The sequence below is a fragment of the Rhodoferax sp. genome, from assembly GCF_014859475.1.
Classification (GTDB): Bacteria; Pseudomonadota; Gammaproteobacteria; order Burkholderiales; family Burkholderiaceae_C; genus Rhodoferax.
On the sequence record NZ_JACUUE010000024.1, the window covers coordinates 1 to 26,345 of the forward strand.

The 26,345-nt window shown below is 62.4% G+C and carries 29 protein-coding genes; 14 read left to right on the forward strand and 15 right to left on the reverse strand.

The features are described from left to right. The 5 genes from IBX54_RS15225 to IBX54_RS04015 form a co-directional block, all read left to right on the forward strand. Window positions 1-98, forward strand: a 98-nt coding sequence (locus IBX54_RS15225; RefSeq protein ID WP_367141804.1) for a hypothetical protein, incomplete at its 5' end; no start/stop codon positions are given. A 7-nt stretch (window positions 99-105) separates the two neighbouring features. Further along, entirely contained in the window at window positions 106-486 is a 381-nt protein-coding gene (gene panD, locus IBX54_RS04000; RefSeq protein ID WP_296541371.1) for an aspartate 1-decarboxylase, read from the forward strand. A 30-nt stretch (window positions 487-516) separates the two neighbouring features. Next, window positions 517-1,416, forward strand: coding sequence for a 3-methyl-2-oxobutanoate hydroxymethyltransferase (gene panB / locus IBX54_RS04005; RefSeq protein ID WP_296541372.1), 900 nt, complete (start codon window positions 517-519; stop codon window positions 1,414-1,416). Between the two features lie 75 nt (window positions 1,417-1,491). Beyond that, complete coding sequence (gene panC, locus IBX54_RS04010) at window positions 1,492-2,340, forward strand: pantoate--beta-alanine ligase (RefSeq protein WP_296541373.1); 849 nt, start codon at window positions 1,492-1,494, stop codon at window positions 2,338-2,340. A gap of 465 nt (window positions 2,341-2,805) precedes the next feature. Next, a complete protein-coding gene (locus IBX54_RS04015; RefSeq protein WP_296541374.1) occupies window positions 2,806-4,416 on the forward strand; it encodes a hypothetical protein in 1,611 nt (536 codons plus the stop codon). A 183-nt stretch (window positions 4,417-4,599) separates the two neighbouring features. On the opposite strand, the gene IBX54_RS04020 is transcribed toward IBX54_RS04015, so the two are convergent. From IBX54_RS04020 to hemC, 4 genes are read right to left on the reverse strand one after another with little or no spacing between them, the layout of a single operon-like run. Beyond that, on the reverse strand, window positions 4,600-5,886 hold the full coding sequence (locus IBX54_RS04020; protein ID WP_296541375.1) for a heme biosynthesis HemY N-terminal domain-containing protein: 1,287 nt from the start codon (window positions 5,884-5,886) through the stop codon (window positions 4,600-4,602). A gap of 2 nt (window positions 5,887-5,888) precedes the next feature. After that, window positions 5,889-6,971, reverse strand: coding sequence for a uroporphyrinogen-III C-methyltransferase (locus tag IBX54_RS04025; protein WP_296541376.1), 1,083 nt, complete (start codon window positions 6,969-6,971; stop codon window positions 5,889-5,891). Beyond that, a complete protein-coding gene (locus tag IBX54_RS04030; protein WP_296541377.1) occupies window positions 6,968-7,777 on the reverse strand; it encodes a uroporphyrinogen-III synthase in 810 nt (269 codons plus the stop codon). Before IBX54_RS04030 ends, IBX54_RS04025 begins: the two co-directional genes overlap by 4 nt. A 2-nt stretch (window positions 7,778-7,779) precedes the next feature. Then, window positions 7,780-8,730 (reverse strand): hydroxymethylbilane synthase, encoded by a 951-nt coding sequence (gene hemC, locus IBX54_RS04035; protein WP_296541378.1) that lies wholly within the window; start codon window positions 8,728-8,730, stop codon window positions 7,780-7,782. 103 nt (window positions 8,731-8,833) lie between these two features. On the opposite strand from hemC, the gene ppc reads away from it, so the two are divergent. Further along, the gene (gene ppc / locus IBX54_RS04040; protein WP_296541379.1) at window positions 8,834-11,683 is read left to right on the forward strand and encodes a phosphoenolpyruvate carboxylase; all 2,850 of its coding nucleotides are present in this window, start codon (window positions 8,834-8,836) and stop codon (window positions 11,681-11,683) included. A 19-nt stretch (window positions 11,684-11,702) separates the two neighbouring features. On the opposite strand, the gene IBX54_RS04045 is transcribed toward ppc, so the two are convergent. Both IBX54_RS04045 and IBX54_RS04050 read right to left on the reverse strand, forming a co-directional pair. Continuing rightward, window positions 11,703-12,443 (reverse strand): LytTR family DNA-binding domain-containing protein, encoded by a 741-nt coding sequence (locus IBX54_RS04045; RefSeq protein WP_296541380.1) that lies wholly within the window; start codon window positions 12,441-12,443, stop codon window positions 11,703-11,705. Between the two features lie 19 nt (window positions 12,444-12,462). Next, complete coding sequence (locus IBX54_RS04050) at window positions 12,463-13,506, reverse strand: sensor histidine kinase (RefSeq protein ID WP_296541381.1); 1,044 nt, start codon at window positions 13,504-13,506, stop codon at window positions 12,463-12,465. Between the two features lie 88 nt (window positions 13,507-13,594). Between IBX54_RS04050 and argH the strand changes: the two genes are divergently transcribed. The 5 genes from argH (at window position 13,595) to IBX54_RS15230 (ending at window position 16,319) form a co-directional block, all read left to right on the forward strand. Next, window positions 13,595-15,067 carry an argininosuccinate lyase gene (gene argH / locus IBX54_RS04055; RefSeq protein ID WP_296541382.1) on the forward strand — a complete coding sequence of 491 codons (1,473 nt, stop codon included), beginning with the start codon at window positions 13,595-13,597 and terminating at the stop codon, window positions 15,065-15,067. After that, on the forward strand, window positions 15,064-15,579 hold the full coding sequence (locus IBX54_RS04060) for an anti-sigma factor (protein ID WP_296541383.1): 516 nt from the start codon (window positions 15,064-15,066) through the stop codon (window positions 15,577-15,579). The genes argH and IBX54_RS04060 overlap by 4 nt, the downstream gene beginning before the upstream one ends. Before the next feature lie 79 nt (window positions 15,580-15,658). Beyond that, entirely contained in the window at window positions 15,659-15,862 is a 204-nt protein-coding gene (locus IBX54_RS04065) for a hypothetical protein (RefSeq protein ID WP_296541384.1), read from the forward strand. A gap of 13 nt (window positions 15,863-15,875) precedes the next feature. Then, complete coding sequence (locus IBX54_RS04070) at window positions 15,876-16,076, forward strand: GSU2403 family nucleotidyltransferase fold protein (RefSeq protein WP_296541385.1); 201 nt, start codon at window positions 15,876-15,878, stop codon at window positions 16,074-16,076. A 3-nt stretch (window positions 16,077-16,079) separates the two neighbouring features. Further along, a complete protein-coding gene (locus IBX54_RS15230; RefSeq protein ID WP_367141802.1) occupies window positions 16,080-16,319 on the forward strand; it encodes a hypothetical protein in 240 nt (79 codons plus the stop codon). Between the two features lie 106 nt (window positions 16,320-16,425). On the opposite strand, the gene IBX54_RS04075 is transcribed toward IBX54_RS15230, so the two are convergent. Both IBX54_RS04075 and IBX54_RS04080 read right to left on the reverse strand, forming a co-directional pair. After that, window positions 16,426-17,664, reverse strand: coding sequence for a multidrug effflux MFS transporter (locus tag IBX54_RS04075; RefSeq protein WP_296541386.1), 1,239 nt, complete (start codon window positions 17,662-17,664; stop codon window positions 16,426-16,428). Between the two features lie 9 nt (window positions 17,665-17,673). Next, a complete protein-coding gene (locus IBX54_RS04080; RefSeq protein WP_296541387.1) occupies window positions 17,674-18,150 on the reverse strand; it encodes a CopD family protein in 477 nt (158 codons plus the stop codon). Window positions 18,151-18,426: 276 nt separating this feature from the next. Between IBX54_RS04080 and groES the strand changes: the two genes are divergently transcribed. After that, the gene (gene groES / locus IBX54_RS04085) at window positions 18,427-18,717 is read left to right on the forward strand and encodes a co-chaperone GroES (RefSeq protein ID WP_296159662.1); all 291 of its coding nucleotides are present in this window, start codon (window positions 18,427-18,429) and stop codon (window positions 18,715-18,717) included. A 69-nt stretch (window positions 18,718-18,786) separates the two neighbouring features. Then, window positions 18,787-20,448 (forward strand): chaperonin GroEL, encoded by a 1,662-nt coding sequence (groL, locus tag IBX54_RS04090; protein ID WP_296541388.1) that lies wholly within the window; start codon window positions 18,787-18,789, stop codon window positions 20,446-20,448. Between the two features lie 72 nt (window positions 20,449-20,520). On the opposite strand, the gene IBX54_RS04095 is transcribed toward groL, so the two are convergent. Next, window positions 20,521-21,024, reverse strand: coding sequence for a hypothetical protein (locus IBX54_RS04095; protein WP_296541389.1), 504 nt, complete (start codon window positions 21,022-21,024; stop codon window positions 20,521-20,523). 10 nt (window positions 21,025-21,034) lie between these two features. On the opposite strand from IBX54_RS04095, the gene IBX54_RS04100 reads away from it, so the two are divergent. After that, window positions 21,035-21,919 (forward strand): alpha/beta fold hydrolase, encoded by an 885-nt coding sequence (locus tag IBX54_RS04100; RefSeq protein WP_296541390.1) that lies wholly within the window; start codon window positions 21,035-21,037, stop codon window positions 21,917-21,919. Here IBX54_RS04100 and pgi read toward each other — a convergent pair. From pgi to IBX54_RS04130, 6 genes are all read right to left on the reverse strand, one after another. Next, entirely contained in the window at window positions 21,908-23,473 is a 1,566-nt protein-coding gene (gene pgi / locus IBX54_RS04105) for a glucose-6-phosphate isomerase (RefSeq protein WP_296541391.1), read from the reverse strand. The genes IBX54_RS04100 and pgi overlap by 12 nt on opposite strands. Window positions 23,474-23,607: 134 nt before the next feature. After that, on the reverse strand, window positions 23,608-24,555 hold the full coding sequence (tal, locus tag IBX54_RS04110; RefSeq protein ID WP_296541392.1) for a transaldolase: 948 nt from the start codon (window positions 24,553-24,555) through the stop codon (window positions 23,608-23,610). A gap of 55 nt (window positions 24,556-24,610) precedes the next feature. Further along, window positions 24,611-25,282: an energy transducer TonB gene (locus IBX54_RS04115; RefSeq protein WP_296541393.1), complete on the reverse strand. Its 672-nt coding sequence runs from the start codon at window positions 25,280-25,282 to the stop codon at window positions 24,611-24,613. Beyond that, the gene (locus tag IBX54_RS04120; RefSeq protein ID WP_296541394.1) at window positions 25,279-25,707 is read right to left on the reverse strand and encodes a biopolymer transporter ExbD; all 429 of its coding nucleotides are present in this window, start codon (window positions 25,705-25,707) and stop codon (window positions 25,279-25,281) included. Before IBX54_RS04120 ends, IBX54_RS04115 begins: the two co-directional genes overlap by 4 nt. Before the next feature lie 21 nt (window positions 25,708-25,728). Continuing rightward, window positions 25,729-26,166: a biopolymer transporter ExbD gene (locus IBX54_RS04125; RefSeq protein WP_296541395.1), complete on the reverse strand. Its 438-nt coding sequence runs from the start codon at window positions 26,164-26,166 to the stop codon at window positions 25,729-25,731. Window positions 26,167-26,171: 5 nt separating this feature from the next. Continuing rightward, on the reverse strand, window positions 26,172-26,345 hold a 174-nt coding region (locus IBX54_RS04130), incomplete at its 5' end, for a MotA/TolQ/ExbB proton channel family protein (RefSeq protein ID WP_296541396.1).

Genomic DNA, 26,345 nt, shown 5'->3' on the forward strand with positions numbered 1-26,345 from the left:
GCAGCGCCCAGGCGCGCCATGAGAGCCGGGGACTGCACTTCAGCCGCGACTACCCGCAACTGCTGGACAATGCCGTGCCCACCACTTTGAAACCATGAGCCTGCCATGCTACGTACCCTGCTCAAATCCAAAATCCACCGTGTCGCCGTGACCGACTGCGAGCTGCATTACGAAGGCTCGTGCGCCATTGACGAAGACTTGCTCGATGCTGCCGGTCTCGTTGAAAACGAACAAGTCCACATCTGGAACATCAACAACGGCGAGCGCTTTATCACCTACGCCATCCGGGGTGAACGCGGCTCCGGCATGATCTCGGTCAACGGCTCTGCCGCCCGGCGTGCTGCCGTGGGCGACCTGCTCATCATTGCCGCCTTCGCCCAGGTAGCCGAAGCCCAGGTGGCAAGCTTTCGCCCGAAACTGGTGTTTGTGGACGCACACAACCACATCCAACATGCGCGTAACCACGTGCCGTTGCAAGCCCGGTAAACTTTCGCCCCACTTGTGCAGGAGAAGCTCATGAACCCAACTGCCCCCCAAAGCGCCTCGCCCTACGGCACGCTGCCGCCTGCCAGCAGCCCGGCGCTGCGCAAGCCGGTGAGCCTGCCGCGACTGCTCGAAATGCATGCTCGCGCTGAAAAAATTACCATGCTCACGGCCTACGATGCCACCTTTGCCGCAGTGGCCGACGCCGCCGGGGTGGACTGCATTCTGGTCGGTGACTCGCTGGGCATGGTGTGCCAGGGCCTGAGCAGCACCGTCGGCGTGTCACTGGAAACCATGCGCTACCACGTCGAAAGCGTCACGCGCGGCGTGCGCCGGGTACAAGGCACCGCCTGGATCATTGGCGACCTGCCCTATGGCACCTACCACGAATCCAAAGAACAGGCGCTGCGCAGCGCCGCCGTGCTGATGCAAGCCGGTGCCCACATGGTCAAGCTCGAGGGCGGCGGCTGGACCGCAGACACTGTGCGCTTTCTGGTGGAGCGCGGCATTCCGGTGTGCGCCCATCTGGGCCTGACACCACAAACCGTGCACGCCCTGGGCGGCTACCGGGTCCAGGGAAAAACCGTTGAGTCGGCCACCCTCATGAAACGCCACGCGCATGAGCTGCAAGATTCTGGCGCCTCGCTGCTGGTGCTGGAAATGGTGCCCGCCGCGCTCTCGGCCGAGCTCACTGTCGAGCTGCCGCACTGCCCCACCATCGGCATCGGTGCCGGCAGCGGCACGGCCGGCCAGGTGCTGGTGCTGCACGACATGCTGGGCCTGAACCTGGGCAAGATGCCCAAATTCGTGCGCAACTTCATGGCCGACCTGCCCGGCGTGCAAGGCCAGCACGGCATCAGGGAAGCCATGGAGGCCTATGTTGCCGCAGTCAAGAACGGCAGCTTTCCGGACAACGCACTGCACGCCTGGTAGATTTGGACATCCACAATCAGTTGGGGACAGAGCAGATTTCACTTCGTGTAAATCCTGGTCTTTCCCGCAAATATCATGAAAATTATCCGCACCATCGCCGAACTGCGCGAGCACCTGGCCAACTTCAAACGCCCCGCTTTTGTGCCCACCATGGGCAACCTGCACGACGGCCATCTGGCGCTGGTGCGCCAGGCCAAGCCGCTGGGCGACGTGGTGGTGGTCAGCATTTTTGTCAACCGCCTGCAGTTTTTGCCGCACGAAGACTTCGACACCTACCCGCGCACCTGGGAGGCCGATTGCCAGGCGCTCGACGCGGCGGGTTGTGATGTGGTTTTTGCGCCCGGCGAGAAAGAGCTGTACCCGGAGCCGCAAGGCTTTACGATCCAGCCGCCATCGGAATCGGCCAACATCCTCGAAGGCCACTTCAGGCCTGGGTTTTTTGTTGGCGTCTGCACCGTGGTGATGAAGCTCTTTGCCTGCGTCGGGCCGCGCGTAGCCCTGTTCGGCAAAAAGGACTACCAGCAGCTTATGGTGATCCGGCGCATGGTGCGCCAATTTGCCCTGCCCGTCGAGGTCATTGGCGGCACCACCCTGCGTGCGCCTGACGGGCTGGCGCTGTCGTCGCGCAATAACTACCTCAGCCCGGCCCAGCGCCTGGAAGCCGTGCAATTGTCACAAGCCCTGCGCACCATGGCGGAGGCCGTGCGCACCGGCACCACCGACCTTCCAGCCCTTGAGCAAAAGGCCATGGACGCGCTGGCCCAGCGCGGCTGGCAGCCCGACTACCTGACCGTGCGTTGCCGCAGCAATTTGCAGCCCCCTGCGCCCGAGCAGGTCACGGTACTGGCCCAAAACGACGGTCTGGTGGTGCTTGGCGCCGCCAAACTGGGCAGCACCCGGCTCATCGACAACCTGGAAATTTGATGGCATTGATGACACACCCACAGTCCCGGAGTGGTTGCGCTGTGGGTCATGCTCAGGCGCGCCAAAACCTTGGCGCGCACCTCGCGCTCGCCCGGCTCTGAACGACCCGGTTCAGCCACCCCCGGCATTCGTCAAATTCTCCCTACAGGGAAGGCCGAGCCACAGCGACTCAGGGTCCGCAAAGTAATAAGCCCGGGCAGTTGACGCTCAAGGCAACTTCATTTCAGCGTCGAATTGAGAATTCGCAGCGGCTTCAGTTTCAAAAAAAATAGAGTGTGCCTGTGCATCAAAAGGAACACGAAACGAACCAGACAACTGCTCCCAGGAAGTGCACCGCATCCCTATCAGATGCGTCCTTGGCCTTTATTTGTCACTCTGTTTATGGAGCATACGATCATGAAAAACAGCAACTTTTAAAAAAGGCGCCTCGTTGGCTTGACGGGCGCTGCTTTGGGCATCCTGCTGATGACTCAAATCCCTGCGGCCCTGGCATTTCAGCCTGGTGGCACGAGCGACCCCAACTTCGAGATCGACGAGCCCAGTGCCAACGCGCTGGATGATGTCAGCCATCCCGGCGATGACTGGGAGACCATCTACCGCTGCACCCATGCCTTGCCCGTTGGCACCCCGGACGGTTTTAACCAGGCAGACTGCGACAGCCTCGGCGGACTCAATAGCAGCTTTGTGGCTTCAACAGGCATCCTGCACGACCACGCTCCGGCCAGCATCTTTACCGGTGGCGGCTCCAAGGACATCAATGATATTTCCCAGTGGAAATGGAAGAATGGTGCCGTTCCGGACAAGGACGACATCACGCACGCCTATGCGTCCGCTTATGGCATCAACAACGCGCTGATCCTGTACATCGGGTCCGACCGCTTCAGCAACACTGGCTCCGCGATGATGGGTGCCTGGTTCTTCCAGGAATCGGTGCGAGCCAAACCCGACGGCTCTTTCACCGGCAAGCACAAGAATGGCGACATTTTCTGGACTGGCGAATTCACCGGCGGTGGTGTGGTTGCCAATCTGAAAATCTATTCCTGGCAGGATCGATCCAGCGGGTCGTGCAGTACCGCCAACCGGATCAAAGGCAGCAATCTGTGCCTGATCGCCGAGGGGTCGGGCGGCAGCGGTTACGGCTATGTCGCTTCGGTCAACAACACCAATGAGACCGCGCCCTGGGACTACACACCCAAGAGCGGCACGCCGGGTGAGTTCCCCTACAACAGCTTCATGAAGGGTGGCCTCAACATCACCCAGTTGCTCGGCGGCAACACACCTTGCTTCGCCAGCTTCATGATCGAGACGCGCAGTTCATCAGAGGTGAACGCCCAGCTCAAGGACTTTGTACTCGGTGAGCTCAACACCTGCAAAATCTCGGTGACCAAGACATGCACGAGTTCCACTCTGGCGGCAGACATGGAAAGCATCGATCACACCTACCAGGTGTCGGTCACCAACACCGGCTACGGCACCATCACCAGCGTGGATCTCATTGATGACGTGGGAACGCCTGAAGTCGCAACCGACGATCGGACCAACACCTATAGCGGCGACATCTTGAGCGGCCAGACGGTGCAGGTGGATCAATACACGATCAACAGCAAGCTGAACCCGCCGACCAATTGGGTCACGGCCATCGGGCGTGTCGGGACCTACACCACCGCATCTGTGCAAGACAACGCTGTCTGTCCGCAGGTGCCACTGAATCCCGCTATCGGTGCCACCAAGGACTGCGAGACCAAAGTGGTGGCGGAGGGTGGCAAGGTGGTCGTCAAAGTGGGGTTCGGTGGCCAGGTCTGCAACACCGACACCGAGACAAAGTTGGTGAATGTCACCGCAAACGACAGCAAGGTCGGTGCCCTCACGCTCAGCAAAACCACCCTGGCCCCGGAAGAATGCGCGAGTTTTACCAACCCGCTCTCTTACTATCCTGGCACCGTGGCAGGCGACGGTACACCCAGCCAGCAAAGTTACAGCAACACCGTCAGCGTCAGCGGCACTGAGCCCCTGAGCAATACAACGGTAACCGGTTCCGCCACGGCCACCTGTGGCCTCTGCCCGACCTGCAACTGATCATCTGGCTTGATCCGCACCAAGGCGATGGGCTCACACCCATCGCCTTTTTTTGTGAGGCCAACATGACGCGCCTTACCGCCAAGACGGACACGATGCTGTACCAGGAGTCAGGCGGCCTGCGCCTGTTTGTGACGCGCCAAGGGGCGCTGCACAAGCGCCCATAGGCGCACACTGCCCGGCTCAATCTTCCTGACGCAAGGCCACTTGTGCGGCTTTTTGCCAGGCCTGCGCAGCCCGCGCTGAATCACCCTGGCGCTGCGCCAGATCGGCCAGCATCAACCAGGCGCTGGCGGCCAGCCGGTTATCGTGCAAACGCGGCAAAGCCTGGCTGATCAACTGCTGCGCCTTACCCCAAAGTTCAAGCTGCAGACAGGCTACACCGGCCAGATATTGCAAAACGGCATCGCCGGGTTGTGCCATTTGTGCCTGCTCGATACGCGCCAGCCAGACCGTATCGACCGCACCGGCAAAGGCCGCCTCCAGCACACGTACAAGGGCAATTTTCTGGCTTTGGCTCAAGGCATTCGGGGTTTTGGCCATGCGCGCCCACACCGGCAGCAGCCAGGCCAGCGCGGTGGCCTGATCACCACCCAGCTGCAGACAGCGCGCCGCGGCCAGGCAGGCCACTTCGGGCATGGTTTGCTCGGCAGACTCGAGCTTGTGCCAGATGCGCTGCAACTGCTCGGTGTCGCGGGTCGTCTGGATATTTTCCAGCGCCAGGGCACGCACCAGGCCCAAGCCAGAATCCTCGGAAAAAGCGCGGTGCTTGACCAGCAGGCGCGCCGTATCCAGCGCCAGACCCGATTGCCCTGTCAAACGCGCCAACTTGAGCCGCAAACGCAGGGCCAGGGTGCGCCGCGCGACCCCCTGCGGCAACTGGGCAAACCAATCCTGCGCCGCCGCCGCATCCCGATCGCGCAGCGACCAGCGCACGGCGCGCAGCAACAATCCTTCGCGGATGCCTGTGGCACCCAGGCTGGCAGACTGTGCCAGCGCCTGCTGGAAATGGGCATCGCGCGCAGTTTTGTCCTGCAATGCCTGCGAGCTTTCTGCGGCCATGAGACTGGCCATCACGCGCAAACGCGCGGCAGCAGAACCCGCTTCACCATAATGCCCCACGGCCGCTTCACGCGACAACACTTCGAGCGCCGACTTTCTGGCCCGCAGAAAACGCCCTGCCACAAAGTGCGACATGGCATCGAGCAGTGTGGCATGCATGGCCTGCTCCTGATGGCGCGCCCGCCAGGAATGCGCCTGCCCGGGCAGGGCGAACAACGCAGCCAAAGCCCTGAGCGCCAGGTGCAGCAACAAAAACAGCAAGCCCAGCAACACCACCACCATGTTGAGCGACAGATCAACCCGGTGCGGTGGCCAAAAAACGGTGATGGTGCCGGCGTTGCTGCTGACAAACAAGGCCAGCAACACCGCCACACCGAACAAGCCCAAAAACCACAAAGCGACGCGCATGATCAGCGTCCGGCAACGGTGGTGGCCAGCACCGCCAACGTGTCGTCGATGCGCGGTAGCTGCAGGGTGCGCATTTGCGTTTGCACCTGTTGCAACAAGGCTGCGGCGGCCTGGGTTTTGCGGGCATTGGCCTGAAAGTATTTTTTCAGCATGGCTTGCGCGTCGGCCAGATCGGAGCGCGCCGATTCAATCTGCCGCGCCAGCAGCCCAAGGCGGGCATTGAGCAGCTTGAGCTTGAGGTTTTCACGCAGGAAAAAAGACTGCTCAGGCGACAGCAGGGCTGCCTCCGGGGATTCAATGCGGCTCACCCTGACCAGGTTGCGCGCCTCTCCGAGCACCACCTTGAAACCAGTTTGCCACCAGCTCACGGGCGCTTGCGGCGCTGCGACCAGGTTTTTTTCGACTTGGCGCGCGGGTGCCACCGCATTGGCCAGCACCAGTTCATCGGCCAGATGCACCAGTTCGTCGAGCTTGATCAACAGCGTGGGGGTGTCGCTGACCGCCGCCGCCTTGACGCGGTCGATGTCGCGGGCAATGGCGCGCTGCAGCAAGGCCAGCCGCGGTTGTGCCGCGCGAATGATGCGCTGGTCGGCGCTTTTGAGGGCCGCCAGCAAGGGCTCCACGCTGCCAGTCAGTTGCGCTTGTTGTTGGGCCAAGCGCAAGGCGGCTTCGAGATCGACCACCAGATTTTCATCGCGCGAACGCGACATGCTGTGCATCAACTCGTCGAGCTGGCTGCGCTGCAAAGCGACCTCGCTCAAGCGCGAATCCAGCACGGCGGCCCGCGCAGAGGCATCCTGCGCCAATGACACGGCCTGTTTGGCCAGCCCCCGCGCCTCCAGCGACTGCGACTGCGCCTCGGCGCTCTGACGCGCCAGTTGCTCTTGCATGCCGGCCACTTTTTGCCACAACAGGGTAACCGTCAACAAGGCCAGCACGGCCAGAGCGCCAAGCAGCCAGAGGGCCAACCGGGCTTCTGGCCCGCCTTTGGCCACTGCATCAGCGCCAGCAGCAGGGGACGCACTCGGGCCAGGCGCAACAGGACCGGGCGATTTGCCGGATTCGGGGGAAAGCTCGGAATTCATGCCGGGGATTCTACCGAGGCCAGCACCTCTTCCCAGGTCGGGCGCGACTGCGTGACCACACCAAAGCCCAAGCCACGGGCCGCTGCCGCGATACGGGGATGGGTGGCATGCGCGCGGGTGGCTGCCCAGTCCTGCCCGGGCAGCAGCTCATGCAAATGGCCCAGCGCTTCGGCGCTGCTGAACAGCCAGACCGCACCGCTGGATGCAGCGTCGCGCGCCAGTTCACGCTGCTGATCACCCCAAACCGGGGCACCGCGCTGGTAAGCCACCAAAAAATCCACCTGCGCGCCAGCCTGGCGCAAACGCTCGGCCAGCCATTCACGGCCCACGCCTGCATCGTTGTCGGCGCTGGTGCTGCCGTCGCTCGCGACACTGTCGCCACGCACAATCAGCACCTTGCTGCCCTGCCGCACCCCGGTGTGCACCAGGCTCCACAACGCTTCGGAGTCAAATTGCCCGGCCTGCTCCGCGGGTGTGTCGAGCAAAGCCGGTGGCACGCCTTGCGCCAGCAGGGCCTTGGCGGTACCGGGGCCGGTTGACCAGAAGCGGGGCGCTGGCACCGTCAGCGGGTTTCCAGCGGAAACCGGCCCAGGCCTTTCCTGAAAGAAAAAATCGACCGCATGGCGGCTGACAAACATGACGGCCGCGTAGCCAGGCAAGCGCTGCCAGGCCGCTCGCACTGCGGTGGTGTCGGGCAAGCCGCGCACCTCGATCAGCGGCAGCACCAGCGCCTCATGGCCGCTGGCGGCAAAGCGCTCAGCCCAGTGTTGCGCCTGCGGCTGCACCCGGGTGACGATGATGCGCACAGTCAATCCGGTTGAGAGGTGGGCGCGGCCAAATGGGCAAGCGTGCCTCCCTGGGCCAACACCTGGTTGCGCAGGGCATCTGCCACGCGCTGACCCAGATCGGCCGCGCTGGCCAGGTCGGTCACCACACCGGCCAGGTGCACACGCACCAGCGGCAACTGGCCCTCGGTATCGCCCCAGGCTGCGTCCATGGTTAACACGTTGTCGTTGAGCGTGGCGTAGGCTGCCAGCGGCATGGAACAGCTGCCACCCATGGCCCGGCTCACGGCGCGCTCGGCCGCCACCGCCAGCCAGGATGTCTGGTGCGCAAAAGGTGCCAGCGCCGCCACCACGTCGGCGCGGTCAGCGCACACCTCGATACCGAGCGCGCCCTGGCCGGCTGCCGGCAGCATCACCGAGGGGTCGAACTCCGCGCGAATGCGCGCGGCCAGCCCCAGGCGCTTGAGACCGGCCGCAGCCAGCACAATGGCATCGTAATGGCCTTCATCGAGTTTGCGCAGACGCGTGTCCAGATTGCCGCGCAAGGGCTCGATGCGCAGATCGGGCCGCAAGGCGCGCAGCAAGGCCACGCGGCGCAGGCTCGAGGTGCCCATCACCGCGCCCTGCGGCAAGGCATCCAGACTGGCATATTTGTTGGAGACAAAGGCATCGCGCGGGTCTTCACGCTCCATCACACAGGCCAGGATGAAGCCTTCGGGCAGTTCCATCGGCACGTCTTTGAGCGAGTGCACGGCCAGATCGGCGCGCTTTTCTTCCAGCGCCACTTCCAGTTCCTTGACAAACAGGCCCTTGCCGCCGACCTGGCTCAGCGCCCGGTCCAGAATCTGGTCGCCCTGGGTGGTCATGCCCAGCAGGCTGACCTGATGGCCCTTGGTGCCCAACAGGGCTTGTACATGCTCGGCCTGCCACATGGCCAGGCGGCTTTCTCGTGTTGCAATGGTGAAGTGCTGCATAGTGCGGGGCTGAAAAGCCGTAACCTTTTCGTAATCTTGTTCAAGCCAAGAATGCTAGCATGGCTTTTGCTCAAGCCAATTGCCACCGACTGTGAAAACCGCCATGCCCAAGCCTGCTTCCCAACAAAAATCAAATGCACTCCTTGACAGCGAACGCCCGCTGGTAGAAGACATCCGCCTGCTCGGGCGCATTTTGGGCGACGTGATTCGCGAACAGGAGGGCGATGCCGCCTACGCCCTGATCGAGCAGATTCGCCAGCTTTCGGTGAGCTTTCGCCGCCACGACGACCTGGTGGCCGACAAGGCACTCAACAAGCTGCTCAAGTCGCTCAGCGGCGACCAGACCGTGAGCGTGGTGCGCGCCTTTACCTACTTCAGCCATTTGGCCAATCTGGCCGAAGACCGCCACCACATCCGCCGCCGCGCGGTGCACGAGCGCGCCGGCAGCATGCGCCCCGGCAGCATCGACATGACGCTCAAACGCCTGGCGGAAAAAGGCATCAGGCCGCACGCCATCAGCGACATGTTGGCGCACAGTTTTGTCTCGCCGGTGCTCACGGCCCACCCCACCGAGGTGCAGCGCAAGAGCATTCTGGATGCCGAACGCGCCATTGCCCAACTGCTCACTGCGCGCGACGACATCCTGGCGCAGGCCGCGGCCAGCAAGGTGGCGCACGATGCCTTGACGCCGCGCGAACTGAGCCAGAACGAAGCCCAGTTGCGCGCCCGCGTGCTGCAGTTGTGGCATACCCGGCTGCTGCGTTTTTCCAAGCTCACCGTGGCCGACGAGATCGAGAACGCCCTGAGTTATTACGAGTCAACCTTCCTGCGTGAAATCCCCAAGCTCTATGCCAGACTGGAGCAGGCGCTGGGGCCGCATCCGGTGCACAGTTTCCTGCGCATGGGCCAATGGATTGGCGGCGACCGCGACGGCAACCCCAACGTCAACGCCCAGACCCTGCGCCACGCCTTGAGCCGCCAGGCTGACATGGCGCTGCGCCATTACCTGACCGAGGTGCACCAGCTGGGCGGCGAACTGTCGCTGTCGGCCATGCTGGTGGACTTCCCGGCAGCGATGCAGGCGCTGGCAGACCAATCGCCCGACGCCAACGCGCACCGCAAGGACGAGCCCTACCGGCGCGCCCTGATCGGCGTCTATGCGCGCCTCGCCGCCACCCTGAAAGCGCTCAGCGGTGGCGAGGCCGCCCGTCATGCGGTGGTGCCGCAAAACCCCTACCCCGAGCCTGAAGAGCTGTTGCGCGACCTGCGCACCATTGAGGCGTCGCTGTTGGCGCAGCACGCCCAGGCGCTGGTGGCGCAACGCCTGCAACCGCTGATCCGGGCAGTGGAAGTGTTTGGCTTTCACCTGGCCAGCGTTGATCTGCGGCAAAGCTCGGAGCAGCATGAAACCGTATTGGCCGAACTGCTGGCCACGGCCCGCATCACGCCGCATTACGACCTGCTCGACGAGACCGCCAAGCGTGAATTGCTGATGCGCCTGCTGTGCGACGCCCGCCCACTGCGCGTGACCGGCCACGCCTACAGCACGCGCACGGTGAGCGAGCTCGGCATTTTCGAGACCGCCAAGCAATCGCGCGCGCTGTTTGGCACGCAGGCCATTCGCCACTACATCATCAGCCACACCGAAACCGTGAGCGACCTGCTTGAAGTCATGTTGCTGCTAAAAGAAGTGGGGCTGATGCGGGGCACGCTGGACGCGCAAGCCACTTGCGACCTGATTGTGGTGCCGCTGTTCGAGACCATCGAAGACCTGCGCAACGCCGCCAGCATCATGCGCGAGTATTTCGCCCTGCCCGGCGTGCTGGCCATGGTGCAGCGCGGGGCAGCAGACCAGTACGGCGAGCAGGACATCATGCTGGGCTACTCCGACAGCAACAAGGACGGCGGCATTTTTACCAGCAACTGGGAGCTGTACCAGGCCGAAATTGCGCTGGTGGCGGCGTTTGACGAGATCAACCTGACCACTGGCGACAACCCGATTCAAATCCGCATGTTCCACGGCCGTGGCGGCACCGTGGGGCGTGGCGGCGGCCCCAGCTTCGAGGCCATCCTGGCGCAACCCCCGGGCACGGTGCGCGGCCAGATTCGCCTGACCGAGCAAGGCGAGGTGATCGGCTCCAAATATGCCAACCCCGAAATTGGCCGACGCAACCTGGAAACGCTGGTGGCGGCCACGCTGGAGGCCACCCTGCTGCACCCGACCCAGTCGGCGCTTCCCGCTTATCTGGAGGCGGCTGCCGCGCTGTCGCTGTCGAGCATGGCCGCCTACCGCAAGCTGGTGTACGAGACGCCGGGTTTTACAGAATACTTTTTCGATGCCACGCCGATCCGCGAAATTGCCGAGCTCAACATCGGCTCACGCCCTGCGTCACGCAAGGCAACACAAAAAATCGAAGACCTGCGCGCCATTCCCTGGGTTTTCAGCTGGGGCCAATGCCGCCTGACACTGCCCGGCTGGTTTGGTTTTGGCGCGGCGGTGGATGCCTTTCTCAATCCACCCGGCGCCACAGCCAAACTCACCAAGCAGCGCCTGACGTTGTTACAACAAATGCAGAAACAATGGCCGTTTTTCAACTCGCTGCTGTCCAATATGGACATGGTGATGGCCAAGAGCGACCTGGCGCTGGCCTCGCGCTACGCCGAACTGGTGGATGACAAACGCCTGCGCAAAAAAATCTTCTCGGCCATCGAGCTGGAATGGCAGCGCACCGCGCATGCGCTCGAGTTGATCACCGGCGACACGCAGCGCCTGGCCAACAACGCCGCGCTGCAACGCTCGATCCGCCACCGCTTTCCGTACATCGACCCGCTGCACCATCTGCAAGTGGAACTGGTGCGCCGTTTCCGCGCCGGGCAGACCGATGAGCGCCTGAAACGCGGCATTCACATCTCGATCAACGGCATTGCAGCGGGGCTGCGCAATACGGGTTGAAGGCGTGCAGGCATTCGGGCTACGCGGCGCTCACCAAGGCCCGCACGGCGCTGAGTTGGCGGCGTGAGACAGCCAACACTTCTGCCACCCCATCAAGCCGCACCGCCCAGCCCTCGCCCTCTTCGGGGTCGTGGTGCTTTTCCAACGCCCGCACGGCGCGCCGGGCCACCAGCGCGTTGCGGTGGATGCGCATGAAACGGCTGGCATAACGGGTCTCCAATTCGGACAGCGAAGCCTCCAGCAGATAGCTGCGGCTGGCGGTGCGCACCGTGATGTATTTCAGCTCGGCTTTGAGGTACAGCACCTGCGTCAACGGCAGGCGCACGGTGCCGCCGCGCTCCTGAATCACCAGCACCTCCTCGAGCTCTGCTGGCGGCGCTTGCGGCACAAGCTGCATCACACGCGCGATTTTGTGCAGCGCAGCCTGCAGGCGTTCCAACCGCACCGGCTTGGTCAGGTAGTCCAGCGCTTCCAGCTCGAAAGCCTGCACCGCGTGTTCGGCAAAGGCGGTCACAAAGACCACCGCCGGCGGGTGCGGCAACTGGCGCAACGCCCGCGCCAGCATCAGGCCATCGGCACCGGGCATGTGGATGTCGGCCAGCACCGCATCGACATCGTGGTGCTGCAAGAACTCGATGGCCTGCACCGCATTGGCGGCTTCGCCCAGCACCTGGGCTTGCGGCTCGCGGCAATCGCCCAGCAGCGTTTTGAGCCGGCTGCGCGCCAAGCTTTCGTCGTCCACCACCAGCACGCGGATCATGCGACCCCCTTTAGGCTGTTCATGCGGGCACCTCGATCCTGACCTGATAAACGCCGTCTTTCAGGCCGCTTTGAAAGTACGCCTGCACGTCGTGCAACAGGCTCAGACGCTCGCGCACATTGGCCAGCGCCGTGCCGCTACCGCCCGCGCTGTTGACACCGCTGGTGGTGTTGCTCACCTTGATCACCACGCGCGAGCCACGGCACTCGGTGCTGACCCTGATGTCGGCACCACTGGCACTGGGCTCCACCCCATGCCTGACGGCGTTTTCCACCAGCGGCTGCAGCAGCAGTGGCGGCAGGCGGGCCGACTCTGCGGCGGCATCGAGCGCCCACGCGATGCGGATGCGCTCACCAAAGCGCACCTGCTCAATCGCCAGATAGCGCTGCGCCAAGGCAATTTCCTCCGCCAAGGTGACCGACTCGCCCTGCTCCTTCAGGGCATGGCGAAACAAATCGCTGAGGTCTTCAAGCAAACGCTCGGCCTGGCGCGGCTCGGCGCGCACCAGGGCAATCGCGCTGTTGAGCGTGTTGAACAAAAAATGCGGCCGGATGCGCGCCTGCAACTCGGCCAGGCGCGCCGCCACCGCCGTCGGCGCGCGGCCCTTGGCGCGCAACATCAGCGCAGCCACCAGTGCGGCCGACAACAGGGCACCGGCAAAAGCGCTGGCCCACCAAGGCGCTGATTGCAGTGAGCCGACCATGGCCAGCATGGCGCAGCCGTACAACCCCGCCAGGGCACCAAGCGCGACACCGGCCGCCTGTTGCAGCGCGGGACGCAGGCGCGCCAGTAATTTTTTCAGGCTGCACGCCACGATCAGCCACAGCAAGGTGGCGGGCAGCGTGGCGCCGGTGAACAAGGCCATCCGGGTCAGCCAGTCCTGCGGTGTGGCGGCCCCGAACATGGCCGCCACCGCCACCACCGACTGCACAAACAGCACGGCGCGCAACACCACACCCACATGGCAGGCGTCAAACACCAAAACGGCAGGGCGCAGCACGGCATTCGCGTCGGGAGCTTCTGCGGTGTCGTGGAAGACCGATAAAATTTGGGAATCTTTCATTCATCTGCCTGATGGGTGGCCAACTTGACCACTGCGGCAATTATTGATGATTCTCGGGCGCCCCGCCCTCACCTACCTTGAAACTTTGATGAGCCAAAACCAATTCGACAAAAAGTCCCAGGCCTGGTCGGCGCTGTTTTCCGAACCCATGAGCGATCTGGTCAAGCGCTACACGGCCAGCGTCTTTTTTGACAAGCGCCTGTGGCAGGCCGACATCACCGGCTCGCTGGCGCACGCCGACATGCTGTCAGCCCAGGGCATCATCACAGCACAAGACCTGGCCGACATCACGCGCGGCATGGCGCAGGTCAGCGCCGAGATCGAATCCGGCGCGTTCGAATGGAAGCTCGACCTGGAAGACGTGCACCTCAACATCGAGGCGCGCCTGACCCAGCTGGTGGGGAACGCGGGAAAGCGCCTGCACACCGGGCGTTCGCGCAACGACCAGGTGGCCACCGATGTGCGGCTGTGGCTGCGCGGTGAAATCGACCTGATCAGCGCTTTGCTGGTTGACCTGCAAAGGTCTTTGATTGACGTGGCGGAGCAGCATGTGGAGGTTATCCTGCCCGGCTTCACGCATCTGCAAGTGGCCCAGCCGGTGAGCTTTGGCCACCACCTGCTGGCCTATGTGGAAATGTTCAGCCGCGATGCCGAGCGCATGGCCGAGGTGCGTTTGCGCGTCAACCGCTTGCCGTTGGGCGCTGCCGCGCTGGCCGGCACCAGCTACCCGCTGGACCGCGAGCGTGTCGCCATCACGCTGGGCATGGTCAGCGCCACAGGCCAGCCGCAGGTATGCCAGAACTCGCTCGATGCCGTCAGCGACCGCGACTTCGCCATTGAATTCAGCGCCGCCGCCGCGCTGTGCATGGTGCACATCAGCCGCATGAGCGAAGAGCTGGTGTTGTGGATGAGCCAGAACTTTGGTTTCATCAAAATTGCCGACCGCTTCACCACAGGCAGCTCCATCATGCCGCAGAAGAAAAACCCCGACGTGCCCGAGCTGGCGCGCGGCAAGACCGGCCGTGTGGTCGGCCATCTGATGGGCCTGATCACGCTCATGAAGGGCCAGCCGCTGGCCTACAACAAGGACAACCAGGAAGACAAGGAGCCGCTGTTCGACACGGTCGATACGCTGAAAGACACGCTGCGCATCTTTGCCGAAATGATCGGCGGCCAACTGAACCCGGCCACGGGTCAAAAAGAAGGCGGCATCACGGTCAACGCCCAGGCCATGGAACAGGCGGCGCTGCGCGGCTACGCCACTGCCACCGACCTGGCCGACTACCTGGTCAAGAAAGGCCTGCCGTTCCGTGACGCGCACGAAACTGTGGCCCATGCGGTCAAGGCGGCCATCACCCACCAGGTGGATCTGTCGGAATTGCCGCTGGCGGTGCTGCAAGGCTTCAATCCGAGCATTGACAAAGATGTGTATGAAGTTTTAAGCCTGCGCGGCTCGCTCAACGCCCGTGACATCCTGGGCGGCACCGCACCGAACCAGGTGCGCGCGCAAATTGCCAAGCACCGGGCCCGACTGGATGCAAACTCCGGATTAACCACATGACGACACCTGAAACCAAAGAAATCATCCCGCCTTACACCACCGGCTGGCGCCTGGCCACCATCATCTGCGTGGTGCTGCTGGCCGTGGGGACTGCCACCGGTGTCAGTCTTTACGAGATGTTCAACGCGCAAATCACACACCTGCAGGGCAAGCTCAAGAATGTGCCGCAAACCAAATACGTCGCCGTGCTGCTCGACGCCCAGCAAGCCCCTGGCGTGCTGGTCACGTTTGACCCGCTGGACGGATTTTTGCAGCTGCAGCGCCTCACCGACATCAAGGAAGGGCAGAACGACAGCCTGCAACTGTGGGACACCAGTGTGCCCGGCCAACCCAAATCGCTGGGGGTGCTGACACCCAAAATCAGAACGGCGCAATTGCCTGCCACCGACAAATCGCTCGCCAAAGTGACCCATCTGTCCATCAGTGTCGAAAACCGGGGCGGTGCCGAAGCCAGTGCACAGCCGCTGCTGCCTTATCTGTACCGCGGTGCGCTGGTGCAGAAAGCGATTTAACGTTTTTCAGTTGACAGCGCCCTCAGGCAAACTGCATCAGATGTGCGTTGACCCCGACGGCGAGCCGGTTCAAAGGCTCATGACTCAAAGAAATGCGCCCAGTGCAGCAGCAACTCCAGGCCCGCTTGCACGCTCTGCGATGGCGCTGGATTACGCCGCCGTGTTGCCGCGGCACTATCGCGTCATACGGCGCCTGGCTGATTATGGTTTTTCCCACGCCGGTGGGGTTCTCATCGACATGCATGCCTTTTTTACCTTTGGCAACAGTCTTGGCGTGCACTGAGGGCACCTATCTCATGCCCAGCGAGGCCGATTTCCGGCTGGACTTTCTGACGCCACCGCATCGCGGTGGTGACGCGCCGTACAAGCATCCGCAAATGCACGTGACGCTGCAACCGCTGCCCTTTATGGAATTTTCGCCGGGGAAGGTGGCGCAGGGGGTGCTCTTTTGCAGCGAGGGCGCCGTGCTCGTGAACGTGCCGAGCCCTGAACGCTAGGCATTGCACAAACTGGTGGTTTATGGTGAGCGCACCGGGGCCTTCAGGGTCAAGTCCGCAAAGGACCTGGCGCAGTCTGCCTGCTTGGTCAATTTTCTGTGGGACTATCGGCGTGAATCCTTGGAAGAGGCTCTTTCGGACATTCTCGCCCGTGGCAAAGGTTGGCGTGCGCGATTGACGCAAGGCGCCGCGCGGCACTGCACAAAGCCTATCCGGAGTTACCCGCCGGCATGCGCCTGGTAGATGCCACATCATTAAACAGGACTCATTGTGCGCTCAAACGGTAAAAGACTGATTCGCCGCTGACGCTGTATCTGCCGCTGGGAATTCCAGCGCGCTAAGCCGTCATTTACCCCACCGGGTGCTCAATGATCCGGCCAATGACCGGCCAGCGCCGGTGCAGACCGACCCAGGCAAACAAGCCCACCGACAGCATGGCCAGCGAGGCGGCGGCCAGCGCCACGGCGGAGTGCATCACCAGCGGCGCGATCACACCCGCCACCACACCGTTGGCACTGGCGCCAATGAAGGCCTGCAGGCTCGACGCCATGCCACGGCGGTCGGGGTGCAGGTCGAGCACCAGCAGGGTGATCACCGGCACCATCATGGCCCAGCCAAAGGCAAAAATGGCCACCGGGAACATGGCCCATGCCACATGCGCGTCAAACAGCGCGTTGGCCAGCAGGTTGATGAGCGCAATGCCGAGCATGATGGCAAAGCCGTATTTGATTTGCTGCTTGGGCGCCAACCGCCCGGCCATGCGGCCACTGGCAAACGCGCCGCTCATGATGCCGCTGATGACGATGATAAAGAACCAGAAAAACTGCGTGGGCGCCAGCGCCAGGTGCTCGCCCAAAAACACCGGGGCAGACAACACGTACAAAAACATGCCGTTGAACGGCACACCGCTGGCCAGCGCCAGCAGCAAAAAACGCGGATCAAGGCCCAGTTTCCAATAACCCTGCAGCAAATTGCTGACCTTGAGCGGCTGGCGCTGGGAGATGTGCAGGGTTTCAGGCAGCAGTTTGTAGTTGGCGACCCACAGCGCCACGCCTACCGCCGTCAGAAACCAGAACACGCTGTGCCAGCCCAACTGCGCAAACAGCACGCCGCCGATCATGGGCGCAATGGCCGGTGCCACGCCAAAGAAAATAGTGATCTGGCTCATCACCTTTTGCGCCTGCGCCGGTGAAAACATGTCGCGCACCACGGCGCGCGACACCACAATGCCAGCGCCGGTAGTAAGGCCCTGCACCGCCCTGAAAAACACCAGTTGGCCAATGCTTTGCGACAGCGCGCAGCCCATCGAGGCCAGCGTGAAGGCGGCCAGCCCCCACAGCACGACCGGCCGACGTCCCACGCTGTCGGACAGGGCACCATGAAACAGGCTCATGAAAGCAAAACCAAACAGGTAGGCTGAGAGCGTTTGCTGCATTTGCAGCGGTGTGGCGTCGAGCGAGCTGGCAATACCGGCAAACGCCGGGATGTAGGTGTCGATGGAAAACGGCCCGAGCATGCCCAGCGTGGCCAGCAGCACCGCCAGCGCCCAACGTGGTGCGCGCCACAGGTGGAGTGCGTCAGGATTCATGCGGGGTGTTTAGCGCGGCACACCGATCAGCGTGACCAGCACAATCAGCACGCCCAGCGCCAGATTCACCAGCACCCAGCTGCGGATTTGCCCCAGCGCCGCAGCACCGGCAGGCCAGTCGAGCGCCTGCGTGGCCCGGCTCAGGCGCTTGTACAGGCCAAAGCGGATGTGGCCGAAAATCAGCATCATGACAATGCCCAGCGTGGCCATGATGGTCCACTCCAGCGGCATGTTGAAATGGCCGCCCGCCTGCACCACCTGTTTGGCGACCCGGCCGATCATCCACAGGCCGGTGGCCAGCGCGACCGCTATGGCCGCCAGCACGGCGCCAAAGAAGCGCCCCAGCACCGCGTGCATCAGGCGCACCCGCACGGCAGGCTCCAGCGCCCCCACGGCCGGGCGCAAGAAGAAATGGGCAAATACCATGCCGCCAATCCAGACGATGACGGCGAGCAGGTGCAGGGCTTTGAGGGTGACGTACAACATGGACAAGACTAAAAAAATGGAACAGGGTAGCGAGTGTGCCTCAGGAACGGCAACCGGGAAAGATGACGGTGCAATCCTGGTGCCGTGCGCCCAAAAAAGTAGGGTCAATCACCACAGGCGGTCTTGAAAACCAGACAAATGGCCTTATCATTAGCACTCGCATGAGGTGAGTGCTAGCAAGCGCGTTGGTACTCCCTCTGAATTTACAAGTCACTTCAATGCAAATTGTGGTGGCTGTTTTGTTAACCCCCTGTTTCACACTTTATAGGAGTCCCCATGAAACTTCGTCCCCTGCACGACCGCGTGATCGTCAAACGCGTAGAAAACGAAACCCGCACCGCTTCCGGCATTGTCATTCCTGACAGCGCCGCTGAAAAGCCTGATCAAGGCGAAGTGCTGGCCGTTGGCCCCGGCAAAAAGAATGACAAGGGCGAAGTCAGCCCGATGGCCGTCAAAGTGGGCGACCGCGTGTTGTTCGGCAAGTACAGCGGCCAGACCGTCAAGGTCGATGGCGATGAGCTGTTGGTCATGAAAGAAGATGATTTGTTTGCCGTTGTCGAAAAGTAAAGCCAGCGCGCTTTCTTGTCAAACCAAACAACGCATATCGTATTTATTTGAAATTATTGGAGTCCTAACATGGCAGCAAAAGACGTAATTTTCGGCGGCGAAGCCCGCGCTCGTATGGTTGAAGGCGTGAACATTTTGGCCAATGCGGTCAAAGTGACGCTGGGCCCCAAAGGTCGTAACGTGGTGTTGGAGCGCTCGTTCGGCGCCCCCACCGTGACCAAGGACGGTGTGTCCGTGGCCAAGGAAATCGAACTCAAAGACAAGTTGCAAAACATGGGCGCGCAGATGGTCAAGGAAGTTGCTTCCAAGACTTCTGACCTGGCTGGCGACGGCACCACCACCGCTACTGTGTTGGCGCAGGCCATCGTGCACGAAGGCATGAAGTACGTGACCGCCGGCATGAACCCGATGGACATCAAGCGCGGCATCGACAAGGCTGTGGCCGCGCTGATCGACGAACTCAAAAAAGCTTCCAAGGCCACCACCACCTCCAAGGAAATCGCACAAGTTGGCTCCATCTCTGCCAACTCTGACGAAACCATTGGCAAAATCATTGCCGATGCGATGGACAAAGTGGGCAAGGAAGGCGTGATCACCGTCGAAGACGGCAAGTCTTTGGACAGCGAACTCGAAGTGGTTGAAGGCATGCAGTTCGACCGTGGCTACCTGTCACCCTACTTCATCAACAGCCCTGAGAAACAGTCCGCGCTGCTGGAAAACCCCTTCGTGTTGTTGTACGACAAGAAGATCAGCAACATCCGTGACTTGCTGCCCACCCTTGAGCAGGTCGCCAAGTCGGGCCGTCCGCTGCTGATCATTGCGGAAGATGTCGATGGCGAAGCCCTGGCCACCCTGGTGGTCAACACCATCCGCGGCATCCTGAAGGTGGTAGCTGTCAAGGCCCCTGGCTTTGGCGACCGTCGCAAGGCCATGCTGGAAGACATCGCCATCCTGACCGGCGGCAAGGTCATCGCTGAAGAAGTAGGTCTGACCCTCGAGAAGGTCACGCTGGCTGACCTCGGCAGCGCCAAGCGCATCGAAGTGGGCAAGGAAAACACCATCATCATCGACGGTGCCGGCCCGGCTGCTGACATCGAAGCCCGCGTGAAGCAAGTGCGCGTGCAAATCGAAGAAGCCACCAGCGACTACGACCGCGAAAAACTGCAAGAGCGCGTGGCCAAGCTGGCCGGCGGTGTGGCAGTGATCAAGGTTGGCGCTGCCACAGAGGTTGAGATGAAAGAAAAGAAAGCCCGCGTCGAAGACGCACTGCACGCTACCCGCGCGGCAGTAGAAGAAGGCATTGTGGCTGGCGGCGGTGTGGCGCTGTTGCGTGCCAAGCAAGCCGCTGGCGCCATCAAGGGCAGCAACGCCGACCAGGACGCCGGCATCAAGCTGGTGCTCAAGGCCATCGAAGCGCCGCTGCGCGAGATTGTTTACAACGCCGGCGGCGAAGCCTCGGTGGTGGTCAACGCGGTCATGGCGGGCTCTGGCAACTACGGCTTCAACGCCGCCAACGACACCTATGGCGACATGATCGAAATGGGCATTCTGGACCCCACCAAGGTGACCCGCACGGCGCTGCAAAATGCAGCGTCTGTGGCCAGCCTGATGTTGACCACCGAGTGCATGGTGTCCGAGTCTCCCAAGGACGACGCAGCTGGCGGCGGCATGGGTGGCGGTGACATGGGTGGCATGGGCGGCATGGGTGGCATGGGCGGCATGGGCATGTAAGCCAACACGCTTGTTTTTATAAGCAAACCCCCGCAAAGCGCGAGCCTTGCGGGGGTTTTTCTTTGTCGCTATTTACTTGCTCAGCATATTCAACTGGAACATCAGCGCCGAGTTACCCAGCGCATTCACCTGGGCTGACCAGCCGGGCTTGAACTCGTAAGCCAGGGCGAACACGACACCCGGCGAAAAACCCTTGTGATTGAACGGCACCTTGTTTTCATAAGGCTCTTTGTAGCCGTACAGCAGGCCCGCCGTCCATTTGAACGACAAGGGCTCAAGCCCCCAGATGTTTTTGTAAACACCGCCCCAAGGGTAGATGTACAAGCATTCCTGGCCAAAAGAGTTGCTGAAAAAACTGATGCCATCGAGCTCGCCACTGGCATGCTCGCGCTCCAGTCCGACCATGAAGACCGGCTTGTGATCATCGCTGGGCGAAAAGTGATAGGAATAGGGGCTGAACTGCAGTTGCAGCTTAGGGCTCTGGCTGACAGGCTCCAGCTCGCTTGGCTGGGCCATGGCCAGCGGCGCCAGCTGCGCCACAATCAGGCCGATGACGGTACAAATCAATTTCTTCATGAGGGCGCGCGTGAATTGGAAATCTTGCAAGGCGATCAGTGTAACGGCCGTTTTTTTCCGACTGGGCCTGGTTCTGGCACTACTGGCCAGCAGCGGCTGCGCCTGGCTCGACACCAAACAGCGCCTTCTCATCTACCGCCCAACGGCCGGCGTGCCCGCCGACTTTGCGGGTTTGCCAAACGGCGACCAGCGGTATTTGGTCAGCTCCTCCGACACCGATGCAGCGCAACACGTGGCCCTCTGGTGGCTGCCCCACGCCCGGACGGATGCGCCCACGCTGCTGTACCTGCACGGCACGTTTCGCAACTTGTTTGGCAACCGGCGCAAGATCGAGGCGCTGCGCACGGCCGGCTTCTCGGTACTGGCGGTGGACTACCGGGGCTGGGGTGAAAGTAGCGCGCTCATCCCCACCGAAGAGAGCATTCTGGCCGACGCACGGTTGGCCTGGCGCGAACTCAAAAAACGCCAGTCCGATGCCAAAAAACGCGTAATCTACGGTCACTCCATGGGCAGTGCCGTGGCGCTGGATTTGGCCAGCCGCCTGCAAAGCCCGGCAGACTATGGCGGCCTGGTGCTCGAATCAGCCTTTACCAGCTTTGACGACGTGGCCAGCACGGTGGGCGTGCTGGGCAGCCTGCTCAATCTGTTTTACCCGGACAGTTTTGATTCGATTGGCAAAATCACCCAGGTTCAGGCGCCGCTGCTGATGCTGCATGGCCGTGATGACGACACCATTCCGATCGCGCTGGGCGAACGCCTGTTTGCCGCGGCCAGTGTGCCAAAACATTGGCTCGCCATGGAAAACGCCAGGCACAGCGACCTGGATATCGCCAACCCGGCGCTTTACCAAGCCACTTTGCAACGCTTTGCCGCCCGCTATTTGTCAGGCCAATAACGCCAGCAAACCGGCGGTGGAGCCGTCCAGGCCGGTCGCATCACCGCTCTTTAAACGCACTTCAACGTCCTTGGCCAGCACCTTGCCCAGCTCCACGCCCCACTGGTCAAAGCTGTTGATGCCCCAGACCGCGCCGCTGACAAACACGCGGTGCTCCTGCAAGGCGATCAGCGCGCCCAGGCTGGCGGGGCTGAGCTCGTCGAGCAGCAAAAAGGTGCTGGGTCGGTTGCCGGTGAAATGTTTGTGGCCACCTGCATCTGCCTTGCCCAGCATCAGCGCCTGCGCCTGCGCCAGCGCGTTGGCCAGCAGCAGTGTGTGGTGGCCGGGCAAGTCATGACGCGGTTTTTTGACCGCGACAAACTCCACCGGCACCACGTCAGTGCCCTGGTGCAGCATCTGGAAATAGGCGTGCTGGCCGTTGGTGCCCGGCTCACCCCAGATCACCGGCGAGGTGCCGTAGGGCAAGGCTGCACCGCTGGCGTCAACGCGCTTGCCGTTGCTTTCCATCTCCAACTGCTGCAGGTAGGCCGGGTAACGTTTGAGCGCGCTGTGGTAAGGCGCCACAGAGCGGCTGGCAAAGCCATGAAAGTTGCGGTACCACACGTCGAGCAGGCCCAGGCGCACCGGCAGATTCTGCGCCAGCGGTGCGCTGCGAAAGTGCTCGTCCATGGCGTGTGCACCCGCCAGAAATGCCTTGAAGCCCTGGGCGCCAATGGCAATCGCCAGCGGCAGGCCGATGGCCGACCACACCGAATAACGCCCACCCACCCAGTCCCAAAACCCGAACGTGGTGCTGATGCCAAAGGCCCGGGCCGCCGTCACGTTGGTAGTGAGCGCGGCAAAATGCCGGGCGATGTCGGTGCCGCCCTTGGCCTCGAACCAGCTCTTGGCCGACCGCGCATTGGTCATGGTCTCGATGGTGGTGAAGGTTTTGCTGGCCACCAGAAACAGCGTGCTCTCAGGCTTGAGCTTTTTAAGCACCGCGTTGAGCTCGTGGCCATCGACATTCGAGACAAAGTGCAAGCGTTTGCCGGGGAGCACGAATTCATCGAGCGCCAGCACCGCCATTTGCGGCCCCAGGTCGGAGCCGCCAATGCCGATGTTGACGATGTCGGTGATGCTTGCATCCCCGCGCACCTGTTCGGCGAATGCGAGCATGGCAGCCAGCGTGCTGTGCACCTCGTGCAGCGTCTCGGCCAGGTGCCGGTGCACCGACTGTGCCGGCATGGCCGGGTCCAGCGGCGGCGCTCTAAGGAGCCAGTGCATCACGGCGCGCTGCTCGGTGGTGTTGATAGCCTCACCGGCAAACATGGCGTCGCGGTGCGCGGCCAGCCCGGTCTGCTGCGCCAGTTCCAGCAGCAAGGCTTCGGTGGCTGCGTCGATCCGGTTTTTGGACAGGTCGGCAAACACATGGGGCGCGCCTTGGCTGAAGGCGTCGAAGCGCGCGGGGTCGGCGGCAAAAGCCTGGCGCACATCAAAAGTGCGGCCAGTGGATTCAAATGCGGCCTGCAATTGACTCCAGGCGGCGGTGCGGTCACAACGGGTACGTTTCATAAACAACCTCATTTCAGTTAAAACCAATAGGCCCATTCATTGCGAATTATCCTTGTCATTGCGAACGCAGTGAAGCAATCCTTGTCTTCTGACTGCATGGACTGCCGCGCTTCGCTCGCAGTGACAAACCGATCTCACGCCGCCAGCAATATCTGGTCGAGCTTGCCGGCATCGGCACAAAACGCGCGAATGCCCTCGGCCAGCTTTTCGGTGCCCATGGCATCCTGGTTCAGCGCAAAGCGGAAGGCGGCTTCGTCATAACTCACAAAGGGAACATCCAGCGCCCGGGCCGCCTGGGCATCGAGCGCGCGCACCAGTGGCGCCTTGCTGGCAGCCAGCTGCGCCAGCAGCTCCGGACTGATGGTCAGCAGGTCGCAGCCGGCCAGCGCGGTGATCTGGCCAATGTTGCGAAAGCTCGCGCCCATGACCTCGGTGGCAATGCCATGCTTTTTGTAATAGTTGAAAATTTGCGTCACCGACTGCACGCCGGGGTCGTTGGCACCGGCGTGGTCCGCCTCGACCCAGGCCGCACCGGCAGACTTTTTGTACCAGTCGTAAATGCGCCCGACAAAGGGCGAGATCAGTTGCACCCTGGCCTGGCCGCAGGCCACCGCCTGGCAGAACGAAAACAGCAGCGTCAGGTTGGTGTGGATGCCGCGCTGCTCCAGCCGGCTCGCAGCCTGAATGCCTTCCCAGGTGGCGGCCACCTTGATCAGCACACGGTCAATGTGAATGCCCTGCGCCTGGTAGAGCTCGATCAGCCGCTCGGCGCGGCTGTAGGTGGCATCGGTGTCAAAGCTCAAACGCGCATCAACCTCGGTCGAGACCCGGCCCGGAATGATCGACAAAATCTCGCAGCCAAAACGCACCAGCAAGCGGTCGGTGATCTCGTCAAGCGGGCGGCCGCGGTACTGCGCCACGGTCTCATCGAGCAACGAGCGGTACTCGGGCTTTTGCACCGCTTTCAGGATCAGCGACGGATTGGTGGTGGCATCGGTGGGATGAAAGGCTTCAATTTGCCGGAAGTCGCCGGTGTCAGCGACCACGGTGGTGAATTGTTTGAGGGTGTCGAGTTGGTTCATGTGTGCATTATCGAACGCCGACACGCGGCTGCGGTACCGAGCGGTTACACCCCTCTTACTCAAACCTGAAATTGAACTCCTGCGTGGCAATCACGTCATCGCCATCGCTGTCGGTAACGCAGGTGTACTGCATCATCGCGGCCTTGACGGCGGCATGGAACACGGGCGGCCCCGACAAAATGGTCACATCGACAATGCGGCCGCCCTTGATGTGGATTTGCGCCTTGACCACGCCCTCGATGCCATCGCGCAGTGCTCTGCGTGGCATCTCGGGCGGCACCTGCGTGGGGCAGGCCAGCCCGATGCTGGTGCGCTGGGGGCCAGTCGCCACGGGCGCCAGCTGGGGTGGTGGCGCTGCGACGACCACTGGCTCTGGCGGCAACGTGGCCACCGCTTCAATCACCGGCGCATTGCTGGCAAGCTGCGGCGCCACGTCGGGCGGCGGCACATAGGGCGGTGGTGGCGCCACCACCTTGGGAACGGCGCGGGGCTTCTCGATTTTTTTTGGCGGCGGAGGTGGCGGAGGTGGCGGTGGCGGTGGAATGGTGACTTCCTGAATCACCACGGCCGCCAGCGGTTTCTTGATGTGGTTCAGACCCTCGCGCGCCATGCCCGAGACCAGCGCGTAGCCCATGAGCGCGTGCAGCGCAATCACCACGACCAGGCCCTTGACGCGCCGCGAGGGGTCGCGCGGCTCAAAGCGGGCATCCATTTCAAGCGTGTTCATTGGACAAACTGCTCCGCGCCAATGACCGCAATCTTGTTCAGCCCCAGGCGGCGGCTGCTGGCGAGCACGTTGGCAAAGACGGCGTATTGCGAGCCCTTGTCGGGCCGGATGTGAACCTCGGGCTGCGGCTGCCGGGGCGCAATGGCTTTCATGTTGTCGTCGAGCTCGGCGGCCGTTACCGGCAGGCCCTGCCAATAGAGCACGCTTTGCGCGTCGATGTCGATCCGGATTTTTTCGGGCTTGAGCAGCGCAGTGGGCGGCGCGCCGACCGGCAATGCCAGCTCGACCGAGTGCAACTGGATCGGGATGGTGATGATGAGCATGACCAGCAAGACCAGCATCACGTCGATCAGCGGCGTGGTGTTGATCTCCATCATCACTTCGGGCTCATCCGAGCTGCTGGTGTTTCCTGCGTGCATTCCCATAAGCAGTTACCTGGCTGGCGCTCAACCGCCCAACGCTGGCGGTTCGGTGATGAAAGCGACCTTATTGATGCCCGCGCGCTGGCAGGCCAGCAGCACTTTGCCGACGCCCTCAAAGCGGGCATTGGCGTCGCCGCGCACCTGCACCTCAGGCTGCGGTTCGAGGCTGGCCACTTTTTTAAGCTTGGCCGCCAGCGCCTCGACGTTGTCGATGCGTGCCTCATACCAGTAGATGTTGCCGCCATGATCGACCGATATGATGATGTTGCCGGGCTTGGTTTCGCGCACTTCCACGCGCTCCTTGGGCAACAAGAGCTGGATCGAGCTGGTGACCACGGGAATCGTGATCAGGAAGATGATGAGCAGCACCAGCATCACGTCCACCAGCGGCGTGGTGTTGATGGCCGACATGAGCGCGTCATCGCCGTCGTCATCATCATTGGCACCGAGGTTCATGGCCATGGGGTTTAGTCTTTTTTGACCGAACCCAGCACCACGGCGTGCAGGTCCTGGCTGAAGGCGCGCACGTCGTCCATGACGGCCTTGTTGCGCCTAACCAGCCAGTTGTACGACAGCACGGCGGGCACCGCCACGGCCAGGCCGATGGCCGTCATGATGAGCGCCTCGCCGACCGGGCCAGC